The sequence below is a fragment of the Apilactobacillus bombintestini genome, assembly GCF_003627035.1.
Classification (GTDB): domain Bacteria; phylum Bacillota; class Bacilli; order Lactobacillales; family Lactobacillaceae; genus Apilactobacillus; species Apilactobacillus bombintestini.
Map to the genome: position 1 here is coordinate 603621 of NZ_CP032626.1, position 21579 is coordinate 625199.

The window sequence follows — 21579 nt, forward strand, 5'->3', positions numbered from 1 at the left end:
GGGATAAAAATGGCAGAAAAGGATTATTATTCAATTCTTGGTATCTCAAAGGATGCCAGTCAAGACGACATTAAACACGCATACCGTAAAATGTCTAAAAAGTATCATCCCGATATTAACAAAGCGCCTGGAGCAGAACAAAAGTTTAAGGAAATTAATGAAGCATACGAAGTGCTAAGTGACGAAAACAAACGTCGTAACTATGACCAATTTGGTTCTGCTGACGGTCCAGCCGGAGGCGGCTTTGGCGGCGGAGCCGGTGGCTTCGGCGGTGGAGCTGGCGGCTTCTCCGGTTTCGGAGGCGGCGGCTTCGATGATATCTTTAGTCAATTCTTCGGTGGTGGCGGAGGAAGAGCTCAAAGAGATCCTAACGCTCCACAAAAAGGTAGAGATTTACAATACCAAATGACTGTTAACTTCGAAGATGCTGTTTCTGGAAAGACAACCACCATCCGTTATGGACGTGAAACTCAATGTGATAAATGTCATGGTACAGGTGCTAAAGAAGGTACCCAACCACAAACATGTCACCAATGTAATGGTAGTGGTTACGTAACCAGTGTACAAAATACACCATTAGGCAGAATGCAAACTCAACATCCATGTCCTACTTGTGGTGGAACTGGTAAAGAAATTAAAGAAAAGTGCACTAAGTGTGGCGGAAGTGGTCATACAAACGAAAGTCATGAAGTTGAAGTTAAGATTCCTGCTGGTATTGATGATGGTCAACAAATGCGTTTACAAGGCCAAGGTGAAGCTGGTAAGAACGGTGGACCTTATGGTGACTTGTTTATTGTATTCAGAGTAAAGCCAAGCAAGGATTTCCAACGTCATGGTGCTGACTTAAGTTATAACCAAAATATTTCATTTACACAAGCTACATTGGGTAGCACTATTAAGGTTAAGACAGTATACGGAAACGTAGAAATGAAAGTTCCTGCTGGTACTCAATCTGGAACTACATTTAGATTAAGAGGTAAAGGTATGCCTCGTTTGAATAGTAGTTCTAAAGGTGACGAACTAGTTACTGTTAATATTGTTACTCCAAAGGGATTAAACAAACAACAAAAGCAAGCCTTAAAGGCATTTGCTGAATTAAGTGGTGAAAAAGACTATAAAGATGGTGGCTTCTTTGACAAATTAAAGGACGCCATGAATGGTAAAAAATAGTCTATAATTTTTAAAAAGTCTAACTAAAGTAATTTATTATTACTAAGGTTAGACTTTTTTATTTGTATATGTATGAATTAGTTTGTAGAAATTTTGTTGGGTTGTTATAATTAATAATAATATAAACGTTGAAAGTAGGAATGACATAATGGACATTAATAAAATGAAGGAGCATCAAAAATACATTCGAAACTTTTCGATTGTAGCGCATATTGATCATGGTAAGTCTACTTTAGCAGATCGTATTTTGGAAATGACAGATACAGTTGCTAAACGTGATATGCAAAATCAATTGCTTGATGACATGGAACTAGAACGTGAAAGAGGAATCACCATTAAATTGAATGCGGTAGAATTAAACTACCATTCAAAAGATGGACATGACTATGAGTTTCATTTAATTGATACGCCAGGACATGTGGATTTCTCTTATGAAGTATCAAGAAGTTTGGCCGCTTGTGAAGGGGCAATATTAGTAGTTGATGCTGCACAAGGTGTTGAAGCACAAACACTAGCTAACGTTTACCTAGCTATTGATGATGATTTGGAAATCGTTCCAGTAGTTAATAAGATTGATTTGCCATCTGCTGAACCTGATAAGGTTAAAAAAGAAGTAGAAGATATCATCGGTATTGATGCGGAAGATGCCGTACTAACTAGTGCCAAAAAAGGTATTGGTATAGAAGAACTATTAGAAAAAATAGTACATGATGTTCCTGCTCCACAAGGTGATATTGAGGCACCACTTAAAGCTTTAGTATTTGATTCTGTATATGATGATTACCGTGGGGTAGTATTGAGTGTACGTTTACATGATGGAATTGTTAAACCTGGTGACAAAATTCGCTTGATGAACAGTGGAAGCGAATATGAAGTTACTGAAGTAGGTGTAAACTCACCTCATCCTGTAAAAAGAGATTACTTAATGGCAGGAGATGTAGGATACATTACTGCAAGCATTAAGGATATTAACCAAACTCGAGTAGGTGATACAGTTACTAACGCTGATCATCCGGCTGAAAAGGCATTGCCTGGTTACCGTGAAATGGAACCTATGGTATATTCTGGTTTATATCCAACCGATAATGCTAAATTCGGTGATTTAAGAGAATCCTTGGAAAAACTTAAATTAAACGATGCTGCTCTTGAATTTGAACCAGAATCATCTCAAGCCCTAGGATTTGGTTTTAGATGTGGATTCTTAGGTATGCTTCATATGGATGTTGTTCAAGAACGATTAGAAAGAGAATTCAATCTTGATTTGATCACTACTGCACCTTCAGTTACTTATCATGTATTTACTACTGATGGAGAAACTAAGGATGTGGAAAATCCTTCTGAAATGCCTGATGCATCAGAAATTAAATCGGTAGAAGAACCATACGTTAAAGCAACTGTTATGGTACCAAATGATTATGTAGGTGCCGTAATGGAACTATGTCAATCTCGTCGTGGTAAGTTTGATACTATGGAATACGTGGATGATTATCGTGTTAACATTGTATATTCAATGCCATTATCAGAAATTATTTTCGACTTCTTCGATAATCTTAAATCCGCTACCCGTGGATATGCTTCACTAGATTATGAATTAGGTAAGTATATGCCTTCTGATTTAGTAAAGATTGATATTTTACTAAATGGTGAAAAGGTGGATGCTTTAAGTTTTATTTCTCATCGTCAATTTGCTGCTAGTCGTGCTAGAGTAATTGTTGAAAAACTAAAGAACATTATTCCACGTCAAAACTTTGAAATTCCAGTACAAGCTGCTATTGGTGCTAAGATTATTGCTAGAACTAATATTAAGGCTTACCGTAAAGATGTTACCGCGCATCTATATGGTGGTGACCGTACTAGAAGAATGAAGTTACTAGAAAAACAAAAAGCCGGTAAGAAGCGTATGAAGGCTGTAGGTAAGGTTGATATACCACAAGCAGCATTCATGGCTGTATTACAAACTGATGAAGAAGACACAGATGCTAAAAGATAATTAATTATTTAAAAAGACTTACTTATTTATTAAAAAGTAAGTCTTTTTTGTATCCATATTAATTACTTTCTGAGTATTAAATTTATGTTAAAAAAAGCATAATGTTTTGTAATACCAATTAAAAATACCTTTATTAATGCTATAATTAAACCAGTATATCTATATATTAATAATAAAATTAAATTAAATACTTTTTTATTTACAACAATAAATAAGGAGGATAAAAAATGACAGAACCATATTTGTCTGTAATAGTGGCTTGTTACAACGAACAAGATTATGTTGAACAATGCTTGGATTCTATTGCAAATACTAATTTTCCTTTAGAAAATATGGAAGTCTTAATGGTTGATGATGATTCAACTGATGAAACTTCTGCAATAATTGATAAGTATGCTGAAAAATATAAATGTTTTAGAGCATTACATAAAACAAACGGTGGGATTAGTTCTACTAGAAATTATGGGATGAAACATGCTAGAGGTAAGTATATTGCCTTTGTTGATGGCGATGATATTGTTCCTAGTGATGCTTATTCAAATTTAATTTATAAAGCACGTAAAAATCAATCAGATGTAGTAGCTGGCTTTGTTAAGAGATTTGATAAGGATCGTTATGAAAATTCATTCTTACATTCATTTGCTATTCATGATGATTATGATGATACTAACCTAGACGATAATCATGATTTACTTTACGATACTACAGTTTGGAATAAGATTTATCGTCGTCAATTCTTAGTTGAAAATAATATTAAATTTATTGAAGGGATGATTTATGAAGATATTCCATTTACTTTGGAAGTTCATTTAAAATCCAAGAAAACTTCAATTATTGAAAATGTAGTTTATGAATGGAGATGGAGAGAAAGTACTGATTCCATCACACAAACTAGAAATGCTTTAGATAATTTCGAAAGTCGTTTAAAGGCATTAAAGATTAGTTTGGATATGTTACATAAATTTGGATATTCAGATCAAAGTAGTTTAGTTAAAGACTTTAAGTTCAAAGCCATTCGACTAGATATTAATTTGTTTATTGAGAATTTAGGAGACAACGAAGAAGAATATATTTACTCCGTTCAAAGATTGGTTTACAAATTCCTTCGTGATTGGAATTTATGGGATTCAGAACTATTTAATAAACTATCCTTGAAACAACAAACCATGTATTATGGCATTAAAAAATCCAACTATGATTTAATTAATCAATTCACTTATAGAAAAACTATTGGTATTTTTAAATCAAGTTGGCGTGGTCATAAGTACAGCTTCATAACTCCAGAGCTAGAAGACGATTTTGGCCTAAAGAAGTTTTTAACTTTAGATCAAAATAATTCTCCTATTGATCAAATAATAAGAAATGTTAATGTAACATCTATTACTGATGGTCAATTTGAAATGCGTGGAGCTTTTAAGATGCATGAAATGCCATTATTCAAACGTTGGTTTAAAGATGGCAATGTTAATGAAGTTCTAAAAGCAAGCATAATAAATGTAAAGAACGATAAAGTTATACCAGCTAACATTGAAAGACGTGGAACTCATCTTTTAAGAAAAATCATGAAGCCTAAAGCCATGTATAAGGATGCTAGTTACAATTTATCTTTTGATATAAATAAAGCCATTAGAAAATTAGGTGCTGGTACCTGGAAAATTAAAATAATCGACAAAATGGATAATCAATATTGGGTTGAAGATTTTGCTGCATTACCAGGTAAGAAAGCCTCAAACAAGAAATTTATACCTTATGAAAATAATGGATATAAAGTAATCACTAAATTTAATGGTATTGATCAATTAGTATTTAATGTCATCAAATTAGATTCACAAGTGGTAGAAACTCCCGTAGTTGAATCACCACGAGTAGTAAAAGACAGTGTTTACTTTGAAGTTAAAAATGCTGATATATCTAATTTAAATGCTGTATTAGTAGATGCTGATGATAATGCCATTTATTCTGAAGAAAATGCGGATAATGGTTTCAAATTTGAAATAAGTAAAATACATGAATTGTTTTTAAATAAAAAAGCATCATTGATTTTACGTGACAATTTAACTAATGCTCATATTAAATACAATTTCTCATCTGAAAAATTAAATCAACAAGTAAATCTTCCTAATAACTGTTCATTATCCATGTACTATGGTGATACTAGAATGGTTATGTTATATGAAAGAACTCCACTTACTGCTAAGAGCATCACTGTAACAGGTGACAATGTTCTTCATTTTGAAGCTGACATGCATAATTTTGTTAATGACGCAGATGTGTTAATGAAGAACAGTAGGGTTGAAATGATTAGCGAAGATAAAAAGAATCGCTTAGTTTTAGATTCAGATGCTAATAATTTAAGCTTAGATAATGATGTTCTTTCATTTAAGTTACCATTAACTGATGAAAATAAAGAACAACTTAATGTATTAAAAGGTAATTATGAATTTAAAGTATATTTATACGTTGTAGATCATATTAATGTTTACCGTATTAAGTACACTAAGAATTGTTTAACTAGTGAAGTTAAATTACCAGTAACTAATAAACAAAAAATTTATTATAAATTTAATAAAGATAAGTCACATAATATTGTTTTGAATATAAAACAACCATTTAGTAGCTGGATTGATTCTACTAAGGGATTGAGATCATTCTCATACTCTGTTTTATATCCTATTATGCGTTTCTTGCCTTTAAGAAATATTATGATTTTTGATTCATATTGGTCCAGTAAGTATGACAGTAACGAAAGACTTATGTATGAATATTTAGTTGAAAATCATCCGGAAGTTAAACCAGTTTGGTTCTTTAACAACATTCAAACTCCTATTGAAGGGGACGCTAAAAAGGTTAAAGTTAATAGTTTTATGTACTGGTATTATTTAGCAGTATCTAGATATATTGTACAAAATACTAATATGCCAAACCGTTATGCTAAAAGAAGCGGTCAAATTGAAGTAGAAACTTTACATGGTACTTTCTTAAAGCACATGGGTTATGATGAACCTCACTTCAGATTAGCAACTAAGAAAATTCAAAATCGTTTTGCTAAACGTAATCGTCGTTGGGATTACATGGTAGTTCCTTCAGATTATATGGAAAAGACAGCATCTCAAGCATTTAATTATGAGCAACAAATAATTAAGTCTGGTTTCCCTAGAAATGATGAATTATACACTAATGATAATAGTGCGTACATTAATTCTGTTAAGGAAAAGTTGGGCATCCCATTAAACAAACGAGTTATTTTGTACGCTCCTACTTATCGTGAAGAAGAAGGATTTGACTTTAAATTAAATCTAGATAAGATGCAAGATAAACTTTCTGATAGTTATGTCTTGTTAGTTCGTCTTCATTACTTTGTAGCTCATTCTAATAGTTTTTACAGTAATCCTGGATTTGTGTTTGATGTAAGTGACTATAACAACATTAATGATTTGTATCTAATTAGTGATGCAATGGTTACTGATTATTCTTCAGTGATGTTTGATTATGCCCACTTGAAACGTCCAATGATTTTCTATGCTTACGATAAGGATTGGTATTTAGATGAGGATAATCGTGGTGTTTACCTTGATTATGACAAGCAAATGCCAGGACCTATTGTTAAAAATGAAGATGATTTGATAGATAGAATCAGACATTTGGATGCTGTTTACGATAACTATTCAGATAAATTAAACCAATTTGCTGATGAGTTTGCTCAATATGGTCGTAAAGGGGATGCTACTGCACAAGTTGTAGAAACAGTCCTAAACACTGATGTAGATGAATTAGATCAAGAACCTGATAATAAATTATTGTTTAAGAAGATTGGTCATATTCTAAATACCAACTTCCTACAAGCAATGATTTTAAACTGGTTGTCTGAAGTATTACCAAAGAAAGATAATCTAATTATGTTTGAAAGTTTCTTTGGTAGACAATATTCAGATAATCCTAAAGCTATATATGAATACATTAAAAAGCATTATCCAGGTTATAAATTATGCTGGAACGTAAATAAAGATTATAAAGAATACTTTGATGAAAATAATATTCCTTATGTTATTCGTTTTAGCTATCTAGGAATTTGGAAACAAGCCAGAGCTAAGTACTGGATTACTAACTGTAGAAGACCATTCAGATGGAAGCCTGGTAGAAATGTTCGAATGCTACAAACATGGCATGGAACACCATTAAAGACATTGGCTGCCGATGTTATGAAAGTTACAATGCCTGGTGTTAATGCAACTATGTATCATAAGGATGTATTCCGCGATAACAAACGTTGGGATTGTTTAATTACTCCTAACATGTATTCTGCAAAGATAATGCATAGAGCATTCAGAATGAATGCAAATCAATTGCAATTTGATGGATATCCAAGAAATGATATATTAATTAATCATACTGAAGATGATGTAAAGAGAATTAAAAACAATTTAGGTATTGATAGTAATAAGAAAGTTGTTTTGTATGCACCAACTTGGCGTGATAATGAATATATTAAGACTAGTGAATATACAGCACAGTTACATTTAGATTTAGAAAAGATAAAACAACATTATGACAATGTAATTGTATTAGTTAGAACTCACTACATGATTTCTAATCAATTAGACTTAAGTGCTTATTCAGATATGGCTATGGATGTTAGTCAATATGAAGACATCGCTGAATTATATTTAATTAGTGATGTATTGATTACTGATTATTCTTCAGTTATGTTTGATTATGCAACATTACAAAGACCAATTATCTTCTTTACTTACGATTTGGATGCATATGCAAATGAAATTAGAGGATTCTACTTTGACTTTGTTAAAGAAGCACCAGGTCCACTAGTAAAAACCACAGATGACGTTATAAAGGAATTAGATAAGGCATTTGAAGACGATTGGAAACCAAACGATAATTATCGTAAATTTATTGATAAGTACGCTGGCTGGATGGATGGAAAATCATCAGCTAGAACAGTTAAGAAATTGTTTAGTTCACATAGTTTAGAAATGTCTTACAGTGATGACTTAGAAAAACTAGGTTTATCTGAAGAGATGACAATTGCTGATGGGGCTGCTTTGTGGAATGAAGATAAAGATTTTGCAGACAGTTCAGATAGAAACTTCGCCTTTAACTTTGATGGAGATAATCAAGTAGTTAAGGTAGAAAAGGTAATGCAATTAGCTGATCCTGAATTTGAAGAAAGAATTGGAATGCAATTTGCCTTAATTCAATTGAATAATGATCATTATTGGGTAAGAATTAATGATTTAAGATAGAAAAAGAAGCTGGTTATTTTATAACCAGCTCTTTTTTTAACCAAAATAAAATCGCTTACATTTTTTTACTAAAAAGGGTTTATTTTATTTGGTAAATGGTTTATAATTTATTTTGTTATAAAGTTCACAAACGAAATATTAAAAAACGTATCTTATGAAAGTATATAAATTCTTTATTTTATGCTTGATTTTATAAGGTTTAGTGTTAATATTTATGTGATTAAAAGAGTATATTTTTTATTAAGTTAACTTTTTTAATCCGCTTCATGTGTTTGTGATAGATAAATTTTTCACAATTAAAAATAACAAAAATAATTAGGTAAGGAGTATCTTTATCATGCAAAATGGTGCAAATGTAAAAAAGACCAAAAGAACTATCTCATGGACTAGTGCGATTATTTATTTTGTAATCTCTCTAATCATTAACTCCCTAGGTAATGTATTAACTTTAGTAACAAGTGCTAAAATTCATCCTGCATTCCTAGGATCAGCTTACTGGACTGCTGCTGAAAATAACCTTGGATATGCCGTATTAGGCGATGGAAAATGGGTATTATTCTGGGCCTTCTTCGGACTAGGAATGCTTATCACCGTTTTAAACTCTATTTTAGTTGGAAAATGGAGCTGGTCTAGAGTTATCGGTAACGCAGCTTTCTTAGGACCTTTCTCATTATTGATCAACTACTTTAATGGAATTGTTACTAACTGGTTACCAGATGCAAAAGGAACAGTAATGGTAGTATTATATGTCCTATTAAACTTCGTAGGTGTATCATTTATTGCCATCGCAATTTCTATTTACCAACGTGTAAATATTGCACTACATCCTGCTGATGATTTGATGCAAATTCTTAGATTTAAGTACTGTAAAGGTAATGCCGCAACAGCAATGTGGTTCTCATACATTCCACCAACTATTATGGCAATTATTGCTATTATTATTACTCATGAATTTAACAACTTCGGAATTGGAACAATCTTCGCTTTCTTATTCCAAGGTGGAATTACTGGACTAGCTGATAGACATATCTTTAAATCATTGAAACATCAAGCTATTGACGTTGGTTCAGTAAAATAATAAATCAAAGAAAAGCATCTTGTTTCTGTAGGAAAAAAACAGAGGTAAGATGCTTTTTTTAATGCATTTAACTAGTGGACAATTTGCCCAACTTAATATAAAATTTAAGTAGAATGATTTTATGGACAGAGTAAGGTATAATGAGATATTTAAAAGAATCGGAGGTGTTGAATCAATGTTAGATAGAACTAAAAGATTTTTAAGGGATAATGGTTACTATTATAAGAAAACATATATTAGACCACTTTTAGCTCCCGATAATGTTTACGTATTTAGATTTGGAAAAAAACGCTTAGACAACCGGTTAATTATTAGATACGGTCATAAATGGACTGGAAGACAAAAAATAAATGAAATTGATTTAAGACTTCACAAACAAAAACATCCTAGAATATTTAAGGATGAAAATTCATTGTTGCTATACTTAGAAAGTCACTTGCACGAACACGAAGAAAAGTTAGAGCAATTAAGGCAACAAAAAAAGTCTAAATAGTTAGGCCTACTGGGTGTGTCCTTTTGGATGCACTTTTTTTGTAAAAATATAAAATGAGGTATTAAAAGATGGAATGGACAGAATTATCAGTTTTAACAAATGAAGAATCACAAGATGCAGTTATTAATATTTTGATGGATTTTGGATCACTGGGTGTAGAATTAGACACTTTAGATGATGGAACACTAAGTATTAACTCATATTTCCCAGAAAATTTTGATATTAATTCTAAAATTCCAGATATTCAAAAAAGAGTAGATGAATTAAAAGACTTTGGTTTAAACCCTGGCAAAGGAAAGGTAGTAACTAAAGGTTTGAATGATGAAAAATGGAGTACAGAATGGGAAAAATACTACCATGCCACAAGAATTACTAAATTCTTAACCATTTCTCCAGTATGGGAAGATTATAAAAAGGTTAATGAAAACGAAATAGTCTTAAAATTAGACCCTAAAAAAGCTTTTGGTACAGGTGTCCATCCAACTACAGTACTATGCTTACAAGCTATTGAAGATGTTATAAGAGAAGGTGAATCAATTCTAGATATTGGGACTGGTTCAGGTATATTAAGTATAGCTGCTAAACGATTAGGAGCAGGTGAAATCGAAGCGTATGATTATGATGATGATGCAGTAGAATCAGCAAAACATAATGTCGCATTGAATGGCTTTGCAGATGAAATAAAAGTGGGCAAAAATAGTCTATTAGATGGTATTGATAAAAAAGTAGATATGATTTTTGCAAATATGCTACCTGAAGCAGTATTACCTTTGATTCCTCAATCAGTTAATAATTTAGTTGATGGTGGAAAGATTATAATTTCTGGAATTATTAAAGATAAATTGAATATAACTAACGAAACCTTAGAGAAAAATGATTTTGTAATTGATCAAGTAAGAACGTTAGGTGATTGGTGTGGAATTATTGCACATCGTAGAAAGGAGGATGAATAATTGCAACATTATTTTATTGATAAAGCACTAAAAAATAATCAAGAATTTGAATTAACTTCTGATATTGCTCATCATTTTATAGCTGTTTTGCGTTCTAAAGAAGATAGCAAATTTGAAATTGTTGATGAAAACCATCATTTATTTATTGCTAAAGTAATCGATAGTGAAAACAAAATTGCAAAGGTAATAGAAGAAAAAGATAAAAATGTGGAATTACCAGCTGATGTTACGATTATTTGTGGTCTTCCTAAAAAAGAAAAAGCAGAATTGATTGTACAAAAGTCTACTGAACTTGGAGTCAGTCGTATTATATTTACGCCTACAGATTGGGCAATTGCTAAATGGGATAAGAAGGCTAATAAAAAGATTAGTCGTTTTAAAAAGATTGCTCATAGTGCTGCTGAACAATCACATAGAAATAAGATACCTGAAGTTGAATATATTTCATCTATCAAGGAATTAGATAATTATGAATTTGATCATAAATTAATAGCATATGAAGAATCAGCTAAACAGGGTGAAAAATCTGATTTGATGAAGACATTAGATAACACTCATGCTGGTGAAAGTATAGCTATGTTGTTTGGCCCAGAAGGTGGCATTTCACCTAAAGAAATTGAACAATTAAAGACAATGGGATATACAACTTGTGGATTAGGTCCTAGAATTTTAAGAACAGAAACTGCACCTTTTTACTTTTTATCTGTAGTATCTGCTAATATGGAATTAAAATCTCTAAACTAAGAATAATTTAAATCATACCGGAAGAAGGTTAGAGAAGTGTCTAAGCATAAAGTTTGGTCTGCAGATGACTTATTTAAAGAAATATCAAGTTACATGAATAAAGAACATGTTCAAATAGTAAAAAAAGCATATGAATTTGCATCGATTTGTCATAAAAATCAATTTAGACAATCTGGTGAACCCTATATAGTTCATCCAATTCAAGTAGCAAGTATTTTGTCTACTTTAAGAATGGATCCAGAAACTATTAGTGCAGGCCTTTTACATGATGTGGTAGAAGACACTGGAGCCGAACTATCAGATATAAAAGAACTATTTGGTGATGATATTAGTCTAATAGTCGATGGTGTAACTAAATTAGGAAAAATTAAGTATAAGTCTAACCAAGAACAATTGGCTGAAAATCATCGTAAATTGTTGCTAGCAATGTGTAAAGATATCAGAGTTATGATTGTTAAATTAGCTGATAGATTGCATAACATGAGAACATTGAAACATTTAAAGCCTGAAAAGCAACGTAGAATTTCTAGAGAAACTTTGGAGATTTATGCACCATTAGCTGATAGATTAGGTATTGGTACTATTAAGTGGGAATTGGAAGATATATCACTAAGATATTTAAATCCTCAACAATACTACCGAATAGTAAATCTTATGAATTCTAAGCGTAATGAAAGAGTTGCATACATTGCTGAGGCTGTTAAAGAAGTTCAAAGACAAGTTAAGCAAATGGGTTTAAAGAATGTCGAAGTATATGGTAGACCAAAACACTTATATTCCATTTATAGAAAAATGGTAATTAAAAAGAAGCAATTTAAACAAATTTATGATTTACTTGCAGTTAGATGCATTGTAGATTCTATAAAAGATTGTTACGCAGTGTTGGGTGCTATACACACTAAGTGGTCACCTATGCCAGGAAGATTTAAGGACTATATTGCAATGCCTAAAGCCAATATGTATCAATCATTGCATACTACAGTTATTGGACCTGGTGGTAGACCTCTAGAAGTACAAATTCGTACTAAGAAAATGCACAAGGTTGCAGAATATGGGGTTGCTGCTCACTGGGCATACAAAGAAGGAGTTACTGATGAGGTTAAGCAATCATCAGATAACAATCGTTTAAATTGGTTTAAGCGCATTATTGAAATGCAAGAAGATGCAGATAGTGCTTCTGACTTTATGGAAGGTGTAAAAGGTGATTTATTTGGTGATCACGTTTATGCATTTACTCCACAAGGGGATGTACTAGAACTTCCAAAAGGTGCCGGTCCTCTAGACATGGCTTATTTGATTCATACTGATATAGGTAATCATACAGTTGGATCTAGAGTTAATGGAAAAATTGAACCATTGGATTATCAAATTGAAACTGGTGACATTGTTGAAATTATGACTTCTAGTAGTTCTGCTGGTCCAAGTCAAGATTGGGTTAAGCTAGTATCTACTAGTCGAGCTAAACATAAAATTAGACAATATTTTAAAGCTAGAGATAGAGAAAAAAATGTAGCTGCTGGTAAAGAAATTTTAACTAAAGCTATTAAAGAATCTGGATATGAAGTAAATGATATTCTAACCAAAGAAAATATGGATAGAGTATTGAAGAAAACATATCATAATCATGAAGATGACATATACGCCGAACTCGGTTTTGGAAATAAACAACCTACAGGAATTATTAATTTATTGACTGCAGATATCAGAGATAAAGCTGAAAAGAAGCGTATGGAACAACAGCAAAAAGACATTTTGGAAAATCATCAAACAATTGAGAAAAATGTCGATGAAGTTAATAAATCTAATAAAAGAAAGAAATCCTCTGATGGAATTGTTATTGAGGGTGTAGATAATCTTTTAGTTAGATTAAGTCATTGCTGTTCTCCAGTACCTGGTGACAAGGTGGTCGGATATATTACTAAAGGACGTGGAGTTTCTGTTCATAGAGCTGATTGTCCAAATATACTAAAAGACCATGAACGTCTAGTTAGCGTTAGATGGAACATTGCAGATGATGATCATACTTTGTTTAATGCTAATGTTGAAGTACAAGGATACAACCGCAACAATTTATTAAATGATGTTATTAAAAAAGTCAGTGCAATGTGTCGTCAAATTAATTCAGTAGAAGGAAAGGTAGATCATGAAAAAACAGCTACCATTTCTTTGAAACTTGGAATTAAGAATGTTCAACAACTTGAAATGATTATTGATCATATGAAGAATATACCTGATGTATATGTTGTAAAAAGACCATTTATGTAAGGAGTGTTAGATAGTGCGGGTAGTTTTACAAAGAGTAAAAAAGGCCAGCGTATCTGTAGATGATGATATTATTGGAAGTATTAACCAAGGATATCTTTTATTGGTTGGAGTAAAGGATTCAGATACTAAAGATGATATAGATTATCTAGTGAGAAAGATTACCAACTTAAGAATTTTTGCTGATGAAAATGGGAAAACTAACTTAAGCCTAAAAGATGTAGATGGAGATATTTTATCAGTATCTCAATTTACGTTGTATGCAAGTACTAAAAAGGGTAATCGTCCTTCATTTGTTAACGCAGGAAAACCAGATTATGCAAGTAAAATGTATGATGTATTTAATCAAGAATTAATTAATGCTGGTAATCATGTTGAAACAGGTGAATTCGGGGCAGACATGCAAGTTTCATTGCAGAACGATGGACCTTTCACTATTATTTTTGATACAGAAAACAAATAAAGAGCTGTTAAAGCTCTTTTTTAATTGGAGGAAAGAAAATGGATATTATTTGGGATTTTGACGGAACTATTATGGATACTTATCCTATAATGACAGAAGCATTTGTTAATGCACTAGTGGATATGGGAATTGATGACATAGAAATTGATGATTATGATATTAATCTAGTAATGCGTCGCCATTCATTGGGAACTTGTCTTCAAAAATATGCTGCTCACTTTAATATTGATAAGGACAAATTACAAGAAATTTATAACAGTTATGAAAATGATGGAATTTTACAAGCAACTCCATTCTTAAATGTAGATAAGGCTCTACAACAAAATATAAATAATGGGGGACGTAATTTCTTACTAACACACCGCGGACAATCAGCATTATCTTTATTAGATAAATATGATTTTTCCAAGTACTTTACTGATAAAATAACAAAGGACCAGGACTTTCCAAGAAAGCCTGATCCTACATCAATTTCTTATTTAATTAAAAATAATAATATTTCACCTGAAAAATGTATAATGCTAGGAGACCGTCGATTAGATGTAGATGCCGGCCATAATGCAGGCATTAAATCTTGTTTATTCGATCCAGATAGCATGATTAATTCTACAGGTGATCCTGAATTAACTATTAATAACTACTATGATTTTATTCATAGAAATGATTAAAATTGATTTAAAATACGATCTACAGACATTTTGAACATTCCGCCAAATAGTACGTAATGCATTAATAAATAGAAAAATTGGTAGTATTTAATTCTATTTTGCCAACCTTCATCTAAAGGATATTCTTTATTATAAGCACTGTAGAAGTTATCATCGAATCCACCAAAGACTGTGGAAACACCAATATCAAATTCTCTGTCACCAAAGTAAACGTCAGGGTCAATTAACATACCTTTACCGTCATTGGTGAAGGTAAAGTTTCCAGACCAGAAATCACCATGAAGAAGGGATGGTTCTGGTTTATGATTTTTCATATCAACATAAAATTGTTGTTTTAAATTATTATATTTATTGATGTCATCTGTGGTGAAACCACCTTTATCTATAGCCATTTGTACCAATGGATCTAATCTTTGCTTGGTAAAGAAAGTGGTCCATGAATCTTGCCAAGTGTTGTTTTTAGGGATTCTGCCCATTTTAAAATCGTTATCCAAACCAAATTTATCATTATGGCATTCATGAACTTTTGCTAGCATGGTTCCAATTTGGCTTTGGTCACCAAATGGAGATAAGTTTAGCCATTTTTGAATTAGATAGCCATCGCCGTCAATTTCACCATAATCAACGATTTCAGGAACACGGCAATGTTCACCTAGCATTTTAAGACCTTGTACTTCATGTGCAAAAAATTCTTTTCCTTTTTGAGGTTGGACTTTCATAAAGTATTGTTGACCATTTGCGATTACTTCATATGAATCATTAATATCTCCACCAGAAACGGGGCGGATATTTTCGATATTAGAAATAGGTAATTGTTTTAGCCAATCTTTAGTTAAGTTCTTCATCATATTTATCACCTCAATGTCATTGTACAAGTTAATAATTTGTTAGTAAAATATAAGTTTTCTTGACTTTTTAGCCAAATTACATTAATCTAAATTTAAATAGAATAATTGCTGATGAAAAAAGAAAAGTACGGATGTTTCCCGATAAAGAGAGCGCTAGTTTGCTGAAATAGCGACGAGAATATTTCGGAAAAGACACTTTTGAGGCTGGTAATTTTTAATTACCCGTTGTATATACGTTACATATGAGTAAAAAAAAGGTGGTACCGTGCTTTTTGCGCCCTTGTCTAAACTATTATTTGTTTAGATAAGGGCTTTTTTTATTCAATTATATCTTATTAAAATGGAGGAATTATCATGCGATATCAACGTCCAAAGGGTACAGCAGATATTTTACCTGGCGATTCTGAACAATGGCAATACATTGAAAAGACCGCAAGAGATTTATTTGCTAACTATCGTTACCAAGAAATAAGAACACCAATGTTTGAAAATTTTGATGTTTTCTCTAGAACTTCTGGGGAAACTTCAGATATTGTAACTAAAGAAATGTATGATTTTCATGATAAAGGTGATAGACATATTACACTTAGACCAGAAGGTACTGCAGGTGTAGTAAGAGCCTTTGTTGAAAACAAATTATATGGTCCAGATACTCAAAAACCAGTAAAACTTTACTACATGGGACCTATGTTCAGATATGAAAGACCTCAATCAGGTCGTTTAAGAGAATTCCACCAAATTGGTGTAGAAGCCTTTGGTAGTGAATCCCCTGAACTAGATGTAGAAGTTATCGCTATGGCAGTTAACTTACTTAAAAAGTTAGGCATTAATGATTTAAGAATTGCTATTAACACTTTAGGTGATAAGGAAACAAGAGCTGCATATCGTAAAGCTTTAATTGACTATCTAGAACCTCACTTTGATGAATTAAGTGATGATTCTAAAGAAAGATTACACAAGAACCCACTTCGTGTATTAGATAGTAAAGATCCAGATGATCAACTTATTGTTGATGGTGCACCATCTATCTTGGATTACTTAACAGACGATGCTCAAAAGCATTTTGACAAAGTAACCGGCTTATTAGATGATTTAGGCATCAAATACTCAGTTGATTACACTATGGTTAGAGGATTGGATTACTACAACCACACAATCTTTGAAATTATGACTAACTCAAAGGCCTTGGGTGAAGGATACACTACAGTTTGTGCTGGTGGTCGTTATGATGGACTAGTTAATGAATTAGGTGGACCTGAAGTTTCTGGTGTTGGTTTTGGATTGGGAGTAGAAAGGTTATTACTTCTAATGAATGCCGAAAAGATTGAATTCCCTGCAGAAAATGCTCTTGATGCATATGTAGTTGGAATTAGTGATGATGCAAGCTTGGAAGCACTAAAAGTGGTACAAGCTTTAAGAGCTCAAGGATTTACTGCAGATAAAGATTATCTAGACAGAAAACCAAAAGCTCAATTTAAGAGCGCTAATAAGTTAAATGCTAAATTCACCTTAACAATCGGTGATAAAGAATTAGAAAATCATTCTATTCATATGAAGAACATGGCTGATGGAAATGAAATCAGTGTGGACATCGATGATGTTAAAAATGATTTTAAGGATTTAGTAAATAAAAGTTTTTAATATAAAAGGAGATTTATTATGAATCGAACAACATATTGTGGTTTAGTAGATGAAAGCTACTTAAACAAAGAAGTTTGCTTAGATGGCTGGGTAGCAAAGCGTCGTGATTTAGGAAAATTAATTTTCATTGATTTAAGAGATCGTGAAGGTATCGTTCAATTAGTATTTAGTGACAAGAACAGTGCAGAAGCACTAAAAGTTGCTGACGATATTAGAAATGAATACGTAATTGAAGTAAAGGGTACTGTTGTTGCTAGAAGTGAAAAAGAAGTAAACCCAGATATGAAGACTGGTAAAATCGAAGTCGACGTTTCTGAAGTTAAAATTCTAAACAAATCAGTAACTCCTCCATTCGATATTAAGAATGACATTACTGCTTCAGAAGAAACTAAGTTAAAGTATCGTTACCTTGATTTAAGAAGACCTGAAGTACAAAAGGGTATTATCTTAAGAAGTAAGATTATGAGATCAGTACATTCATACTTTGACGACAATGGATTTATTGATGTTGAAACTCCAAATCTTACTGTATCTACTCCTGAAGGTGCTCGTGATTACTTAGTTCCATCTCGTTTATACCATGGCTCATTCTATGCACTACCTCAATCACCTCAATTATTTAAACAATTATTGATGGGTGCTGGATTTGACCGTTACTACCAAATTGCTCGTTGTTTTAGAGACGAAGACTTACGTGGTGACCGTCAACCAGAATTTACTCAAATCGATATGGAAACTTCATTCTTGAAGCCAGAAGAAATCCAAGATATTACTGAAGGCTTAATCAAGAAAGTAATGAAGGATACCTTAAATATTGATGTTAAGACTCCATTCAAACGTATTACTTGGCAAGAATCTATGGACCGCTTCGGTACTGATCAACCTGATGTACGTTTTGGTATGGAATTGAAAGATTTATCAGATATCGTTAAGGATGTAAACTTCAAAGTATTCTCAGGTACTGTTCAAAATGGTGGCAAGGTTAAAGCTATTGCAGTTCCAGATGGTGCTGAAAAGTACTCAAGAAAAGACATTGATAAGTACACAGAATACGTTAAGAGATTTGGTGCTAAAGGTTTAGCATGGATGAAGGTTACTGATGAAGGCTTAACTGGTCCTATTGCTAAGTTCTTTGATGACCAAACTGTTGTTGACAAGATGTTAGAAAAGACTGAAGCTAAGCCAGGTGACTTACTATTATTTGTTGCTGATCGTGAAAAGGTTGTTGCAGATACATTAGGTTACTTAAGATGTGATATTGCTGAACACTTAAACATGATTCCAAAAGACGTATTTGACTTCTTATGGGTTGTTGACTGGCCATTATTCGAATACGATGAAGGAATTGAAAGATGGGTTCCTGCTCACCATCCATTCACTATGCCTAACGAAGGTGATGAACATTACTTAAATGAAGGTGAAGACCCTCATAAAGCACATGCTCAAAGTTATGACATTATCTTGAATGGTCTTGAATTAGGTGGAGGTTCTATCCGTATCCACAAGAAAGACTTACAAATGAAGATGCTTAAAGCCCTAGGATTCTCTGAAGAAAGAGCATACAAGCGTTTCGGATACTTCTTACACGCATTAGACTACGGATTCCCACCTCATGGTGGTCTAGCTATTGGATTAGATCGTTTTGCTAGATTATTAGCACAAACTGAAAACATTAGAGATGTTATCGCATTCCCTAAGAACTCCAAGGCTACTGAACCAATGACTAATGCTCCTGCTCCAGTATCTAAGAAACAGTTAGATGATCTAGGATTAGAAAGCGAAGACGATTCAGAAGAATAAAGAACGAAAGGACTTTCCTAAGTAGGGAAGTCCTTTTTTTCACTAATATTTATGTTATACTATTTTCATATTTAAACGAGGGGTAATGAAATTATGGATGATGTTCAACGAATGTTAAAGAGACATCAGTATCTTGCGAAAGCATCTACTGCCTTTATGTACGGGATTATGGTTTCTATAGCTATGAATTTCTTTTGGACACCAGGTAAAATTTATTCATCAGGTTTTACCGGTTTGTCTCAATTAATTAATACTTTAACCAGTCGTTACTTACCATTTACTATTTCACCATCAATTGGATTATTTGCTCTAAATATACCGTTCTTTCTTTTAGCATGGAAACAAATAGGTCATCAATTTACTTGTTTTACAATTTTGACTGTATTCCTTGCTAGTTTCATGATTAAGTCCTTACACCCAGTGTATTTAACTCATGATCCAATGATATGTGCAATTTTTGGTGGGGTTGTAAATGGTTTTGGAACAGGAATGAGTTTAAAAAATGAAATATCTACTGGTGGATTAGATATTCTTGGATTAGTTATTAGACGGAAAACTGGAAGAAGCATTGGTACTATAAATATATGTTTTAATATATTTATTATCACGGCGGCTGGATTTACATATGGTTGGCCATATGCTTTCTATTCAGCAATTGGTATTGTAGTTAATGCAAAAGCCATTGATTTTGCATATACAAGACAACAACGTATGCAAGTTTTAATAGTTACTGACCATCCAAAAACGGTTATTGATAGTGTTCAAAATCATATGCCTAGAGGTATTACAATTATTCATAATGCTGAAGGTGCTTATAACCATCAACAAAAGACTATCTTATTTACAACAATTTCTAGATATGAATTATCTGAATTAGAAGAAGCTTTAGATGAGTCTGATGAACACGCATTTGCCAGTGTTACTGAAGCAGCTACAATAGTTGGTCATTTCTATGAACATAAAGTAGAGTAGCTTTTTACGGTAATTTTTACGTATCAAATGTGATATAATACAAAATTGTGTGATAGTTATTATAACGATAATGGTGGGGACTGTTTTGAAAGTTATTTATGTTTTTTTAATAAAGCTAGTTTCATTGCTTTTTTATTTTAGAAAAAAATCAAATGTAATTTATATAATGAGTTTTGATAACAACCTCGGATTGATTAAGTCCATGGCAAGGCAAATGCCCAAAAATAAGAACCTTTATGTATATTACGAGCCAGCAAATGAGGCTGCTGCAACTGATTTAGCAGCTTATGGAATAAAAACAGTTCCATTTAAAAATGGACTAAAGCTAGTGTTTGATTTAATTCCTAAAATAATGGCTAGCAATATAGTTTTTTGTGATAATTATTTTCCTTTCCTAGGTGGAATTTTTCATCCAAAAGAATTAAAAATTGTTCAATTGTGGCATGCTAATGGTGCTATTAAGAAATTTGGATGGCAAGATGCATCTACAGATAAAAGAAGTGTATTTGATAAGAAACGCTTCCAAAAAGTTTATGACAGCTTTGATGAATATGTAGTTGCTTCTGAAACCATGGGAAATGTATTTAAAAATAGTTATCATGTACCATTTGATAGAATGAAAATGATTGGTTATCCAAGATCAGACAGATTATTTAAAGAGAAATGGATTAAAATCGCTAAAAGAAGAGTTTATAATTTTGCCCCTCAGTTGAAAAATAAGAGAGTGATTTTATATGCACCTACTTATCGTGATGATGGGAAATCATTTGTTCCACCTAAGGGACTAATTGAATCTCTAACGGTTGATAAGAATGCGATAGTTGTGATTAAACTTCATCCATTATTAAGAGATTTGGAAGCCAAGCTACAAAAAGAATCAACTAGTGATAACGTTATTTTCTGTAATCAATTATCAACAACCGATTTGTTAGTGGTCACTGATACTTTAATTACAGACTATTCATCTGTTGCTTTTGATTATTCATTATTACCAAATGCACATTCACTATTGTTTTTTATGTTTGATTTAGATGAATACAAACAAAATCCTGGTATTCAAAATGATTTATTAAATTGGTTACCAACCAAACCAATTACTAGTTTAGAAGACTTACAAACAGCGATTAAAAAAGATGAGGCAGTTGATTTTTCCAATTTCAACCATCATTGGAACAAATATAATGATGGATTTGCTACTAGTCGAGTAATTGATCGCTATATTAAAACTTTAAAGTAAAG

The 21579-nt window shown here is 32.3% G+C and carries 15 protein-coding genes; 14 read left to right on the forward strand and 1 reads right to left on the reverse strand.

All coding sequences use genetic code 11. From position 1 onward, the window contains the following. Positions 1 to 9: 9 nt before the first annotated feature. The 10 genes from dnaJ (at position 10) to D7I45_RS03045 (ending at position 15079) form a co-directional block, all read left to right on the forward strand. On the forward strand, positions 10 to 1170 hold the full coding sequence (dnaJ, locus tag D7I45_RS03000) for a molecular chaperone DnaJ (RefSeq protein WP_120784277.1): 1161 nt from the start codon (positions 10 to 12) through the stop codon (positions 1168 to 1170). Between the two features lie 148 nt (positions 1171 to 1318). Continuing rightward, positions 1319 to 3160 (forward strand): translation elongation factor 4, encoded by a 1842-nt coding sequence (gene lepA, locus D7I45_RS03005; RefSeq protein ID WP_120784278.1) that lies wholly within the window; start codon positions 1319 to 1321, stop codon positions 3158 to 3160. 227 nt (positions 3161 to 3387) lie between these two features. Further along, positions 3388 to 8418 carry a CDP-glycerol glycerophosphotransferase family protein gene (locus D7I45_RS03010; RefSeq protein ID WP_120784279.1) on the forward strand — a complete coding sequence of 1677 codons (5031 nt, stop codon included), beginning with the start codon at positions 3388 to 3390 and terminating at the stop codon, positions 8416 to 8418. Between the two features lie 337 nt (positions 8419 to 8755). Continuing rightward, positions 8756 to 9496, forward strand: a complete 741-nt coding sequence (locus D7I45_RS03015; RefSeq protein ID WP_120784280.1) for a DUF6198 family protein — start codon at positions 8756 to 8758, stop codon at positions 9494 to 9496. A gap of 175 nt (positions 9497 to 9671) precedes the next feature. After that, on the forward strand, positions 9672 to 9989 hold the full coding sequence (locus D7I45_RS03020; RefSeq protein ID WP_120784281.1) for a hypothetical protein: 318 nt from the start codon (positions 9672 to 9674) through the stop codon (positions 9987 to 9989). Between the two features lie 68 nt (positions 9990 to 10057). Further along, positions 10058 to 10942, forward strand: coding sequence for a 50S ribosomal protein L11 methyltransferase (prmA, locus tag D7I45_RS03025; RefSeq protein ID WP_120784282.1), 885 nt, complete (start codon positions 10058 to 10060; stop codon positions 10940 to 10942). Further along, positions 10943 to 11686: a 16S rRNA (uracil(1498)-N(3))-methyltransferase gene (locus D7I45_RS03030; protein WP_120784283.1), complete on the forward strand. Its 744-nt coding sequence runs from the start codon at positions 10943 to 10945 to the stop codon at positions 11684 to 11686. Positions 11687 to 11722: 36 nt separating this feature from the next. Then, complete coding sequence (locus D7I45_RS03035) at positions 11723 to 13951, forward strand: RelA/SpoT family protein (RefSeq protein ID WP_162924078.1); 2229 nt, start codon at positions 11723 to 11725, stop codon at positions 13949 to 13951. A 13-nt stretch (positions 13952 to 13964) separates the two neighbouring features. Further along, positions 13965 to 14411 (forward strand): D-aminoacyl-tRNA deacylase, encoded by a 447-nt coding sequence (gene dtd / locus D7I45_RS03040; RefSeq protein ID WP_120784284.1) that lies wholly within the window; start codon positions 13965 to 13967, stop codon positions 14409 to 14411. Positions 14412 to 14449: 38 nt separating this feature from the next. Continuing rightward, a complete protein-coding gene (locus D7I45_RS03045) occupies positions 14450 to 15079 on the forward strand; it encodes an HAD-IA family hydrolase (RefSeq protein WP_120784285.1) in 630 nt (209 codons plus the stop codon). On the opposite strand, the gene D7I45_RS03050 is transcribed toward D7I45_RS03045, so the two are convergent. Continuing rightward, positions 15076 to 15927 (reverse strand): fructosamine kinase family protein, encoded by an 852-nt coding sequence (locus D7I45_RS03050; protein ID WP_242446913.1) that lies wholly within the window; start codon positions 15925 to 15927, stop codon positions 15076 to 15078. The two genes, D7I45_RS03045 and D7I45_RS03050, sit on opposite strands and share 4 nt — an antisense overlap. A 354-nt stretch (positions 15928 to 16281) precedes the next feature. On the opposite strand from D7I45_RS03050, the gene hisS reads away from it, so the two are divergent. The 4 genes from hisS (at position 16282) to D7I45_RS03070 (ending at position 21577) form a co-directional block, all read left to right on the forward strand. Next, positions 16282 to 17568 (forward strand): histidine--tRNA ligase, encoded by a 1287-nt coding sequence (gene hisS / locus D7I45_RS03055; protein WP_120784287.1) that lies wholly within the window; start codon positions 16282 to 16284, stop codon positions 17566 to 17568. Positions 17569 to 17586: 18 nt separating this feature from the next. Further along, positions 17587 to 19368 (forward strand): aspartate--tRNA ligase, encoded by a 1782-nt coding sequence (gene aspS, locus D7I45_RS03060; protein ID WP_120784288.1) that lies wholly within the window; start codon positions 17587 to 17589, stop codon positions 19366 to 19368. A 93-nt stretch (positions 19369 to 19461) separates the two neighbouring features. Further along, complete coding sequence (locus D7I45_RS03065; RefSeq protein WP_120784289.1) at positions 19462 to 20340, forward strand: YitT family protein; 879 nt, start codon at positions 19462 to 19464, stop codon at positions 20338 to 20340. A 70-nt stretch (positions 20341 to 20410) separates the two neighbouring features. Then, complete coding sequence (locus D7I45_RS03070) at positions 20411 to 21577, forward strand: CDP-glycerol glycerophosphotransferase family protein (RefSeq protein ID WP_205570330.1); 1167 nt, start codon at positions 20411 to 20413, stop codon at positions 21575 to 21577. Positions 21578 to 21579 lie beyond the last annotated feature (2 nt).

What these genes read in the sequence shown, in the direction of transcription:
- dnaJ (WP_120784277.1), top strand. Translation starts at nt 10, where the DNA reads ATGGCAGAAAAGGATTATTATTCAATTCTTGGTATCTCAAAGGATGCC.
- lepA (WP_120784278.1), top strand. Translation starts at nt 1,319, where the DNA reads ATGGACATTAATAAAATGAAGGAGCATCAAAAATACATTCGAAACTTT.
- D7I45_RS03010 (WP_120784279.1), top strand. Translation starts at nt 3,388, where the DNA reads ATGACAGAACCATATTTGTCTGTAATAGTGGCTTGTTACAACGAACAA.
- D7I45_RS03015 (WP_120784280.1), top strand. Translation starts at nt 8,756, where the DNA reads ATGCAAAATGGTGCAAATGTAAAAAAGACCAAAAGAACTATCTCATGG.
- D7I45_RS03020 (WP_120784281.1), top strand. Translation starts at nt 9,672, where the DNA reads ATGTTAGATAGAACTAAAAGATTTTTAAGGGATAATGGTTACTATTAT.
- prmA (WP_120784282.1), top strand. Translation starts at nt 10,058, where the DNA reads ATGGAATGGACAGAATTATCAGTTTTAACAAATGAAGAATCACAAGAT.
- D7I45_RS03045 (WP_120784285.1), top strand. Translation starts at nt 14,450, where the DNA reads ATGGATATTATTTGGGATTTTGACGGAACTATTATGGATACTTATCCT.
- D7I45_RS03050 (WP_242446913.1), bottom strand. Translation starts at nt 15,927, where the DNA reads ATGATGAAGAACTTAACTAAAGATTGGCTAAAACAATTACCTATTTCT.
- hisS (WP_120784287.1), top strand. Translation starts at nt 16,282, where the DNA reads ATGCGATATCAACGTCCAAAGGGTACAGCAGATATTTTACCTGGCGAT.
- aspS (WP_120784288.1), top strand. Translation starts at nt 17,587, where the DNA reads ATGAATCGAACAACATATTGTGGTTTAGTAGATGAAAGCTACTTAAAC.
- D7I45_RS03065 (WP_120784289.1), top strand. Translation starts at nt 19,462, where the DNA reads ATGGATGATGTTCAACGAATGTTAAAGAGACATCAGTATCTTGCGAAA.
- D7I45_RS03070 (WP_205570330.1), top strand. Translation starts at nt 20,411, where the DNA reads ATGGTGGGGACTGTTTTGAAAGTTATTTATGTTTTTTTAATAAAGCTA.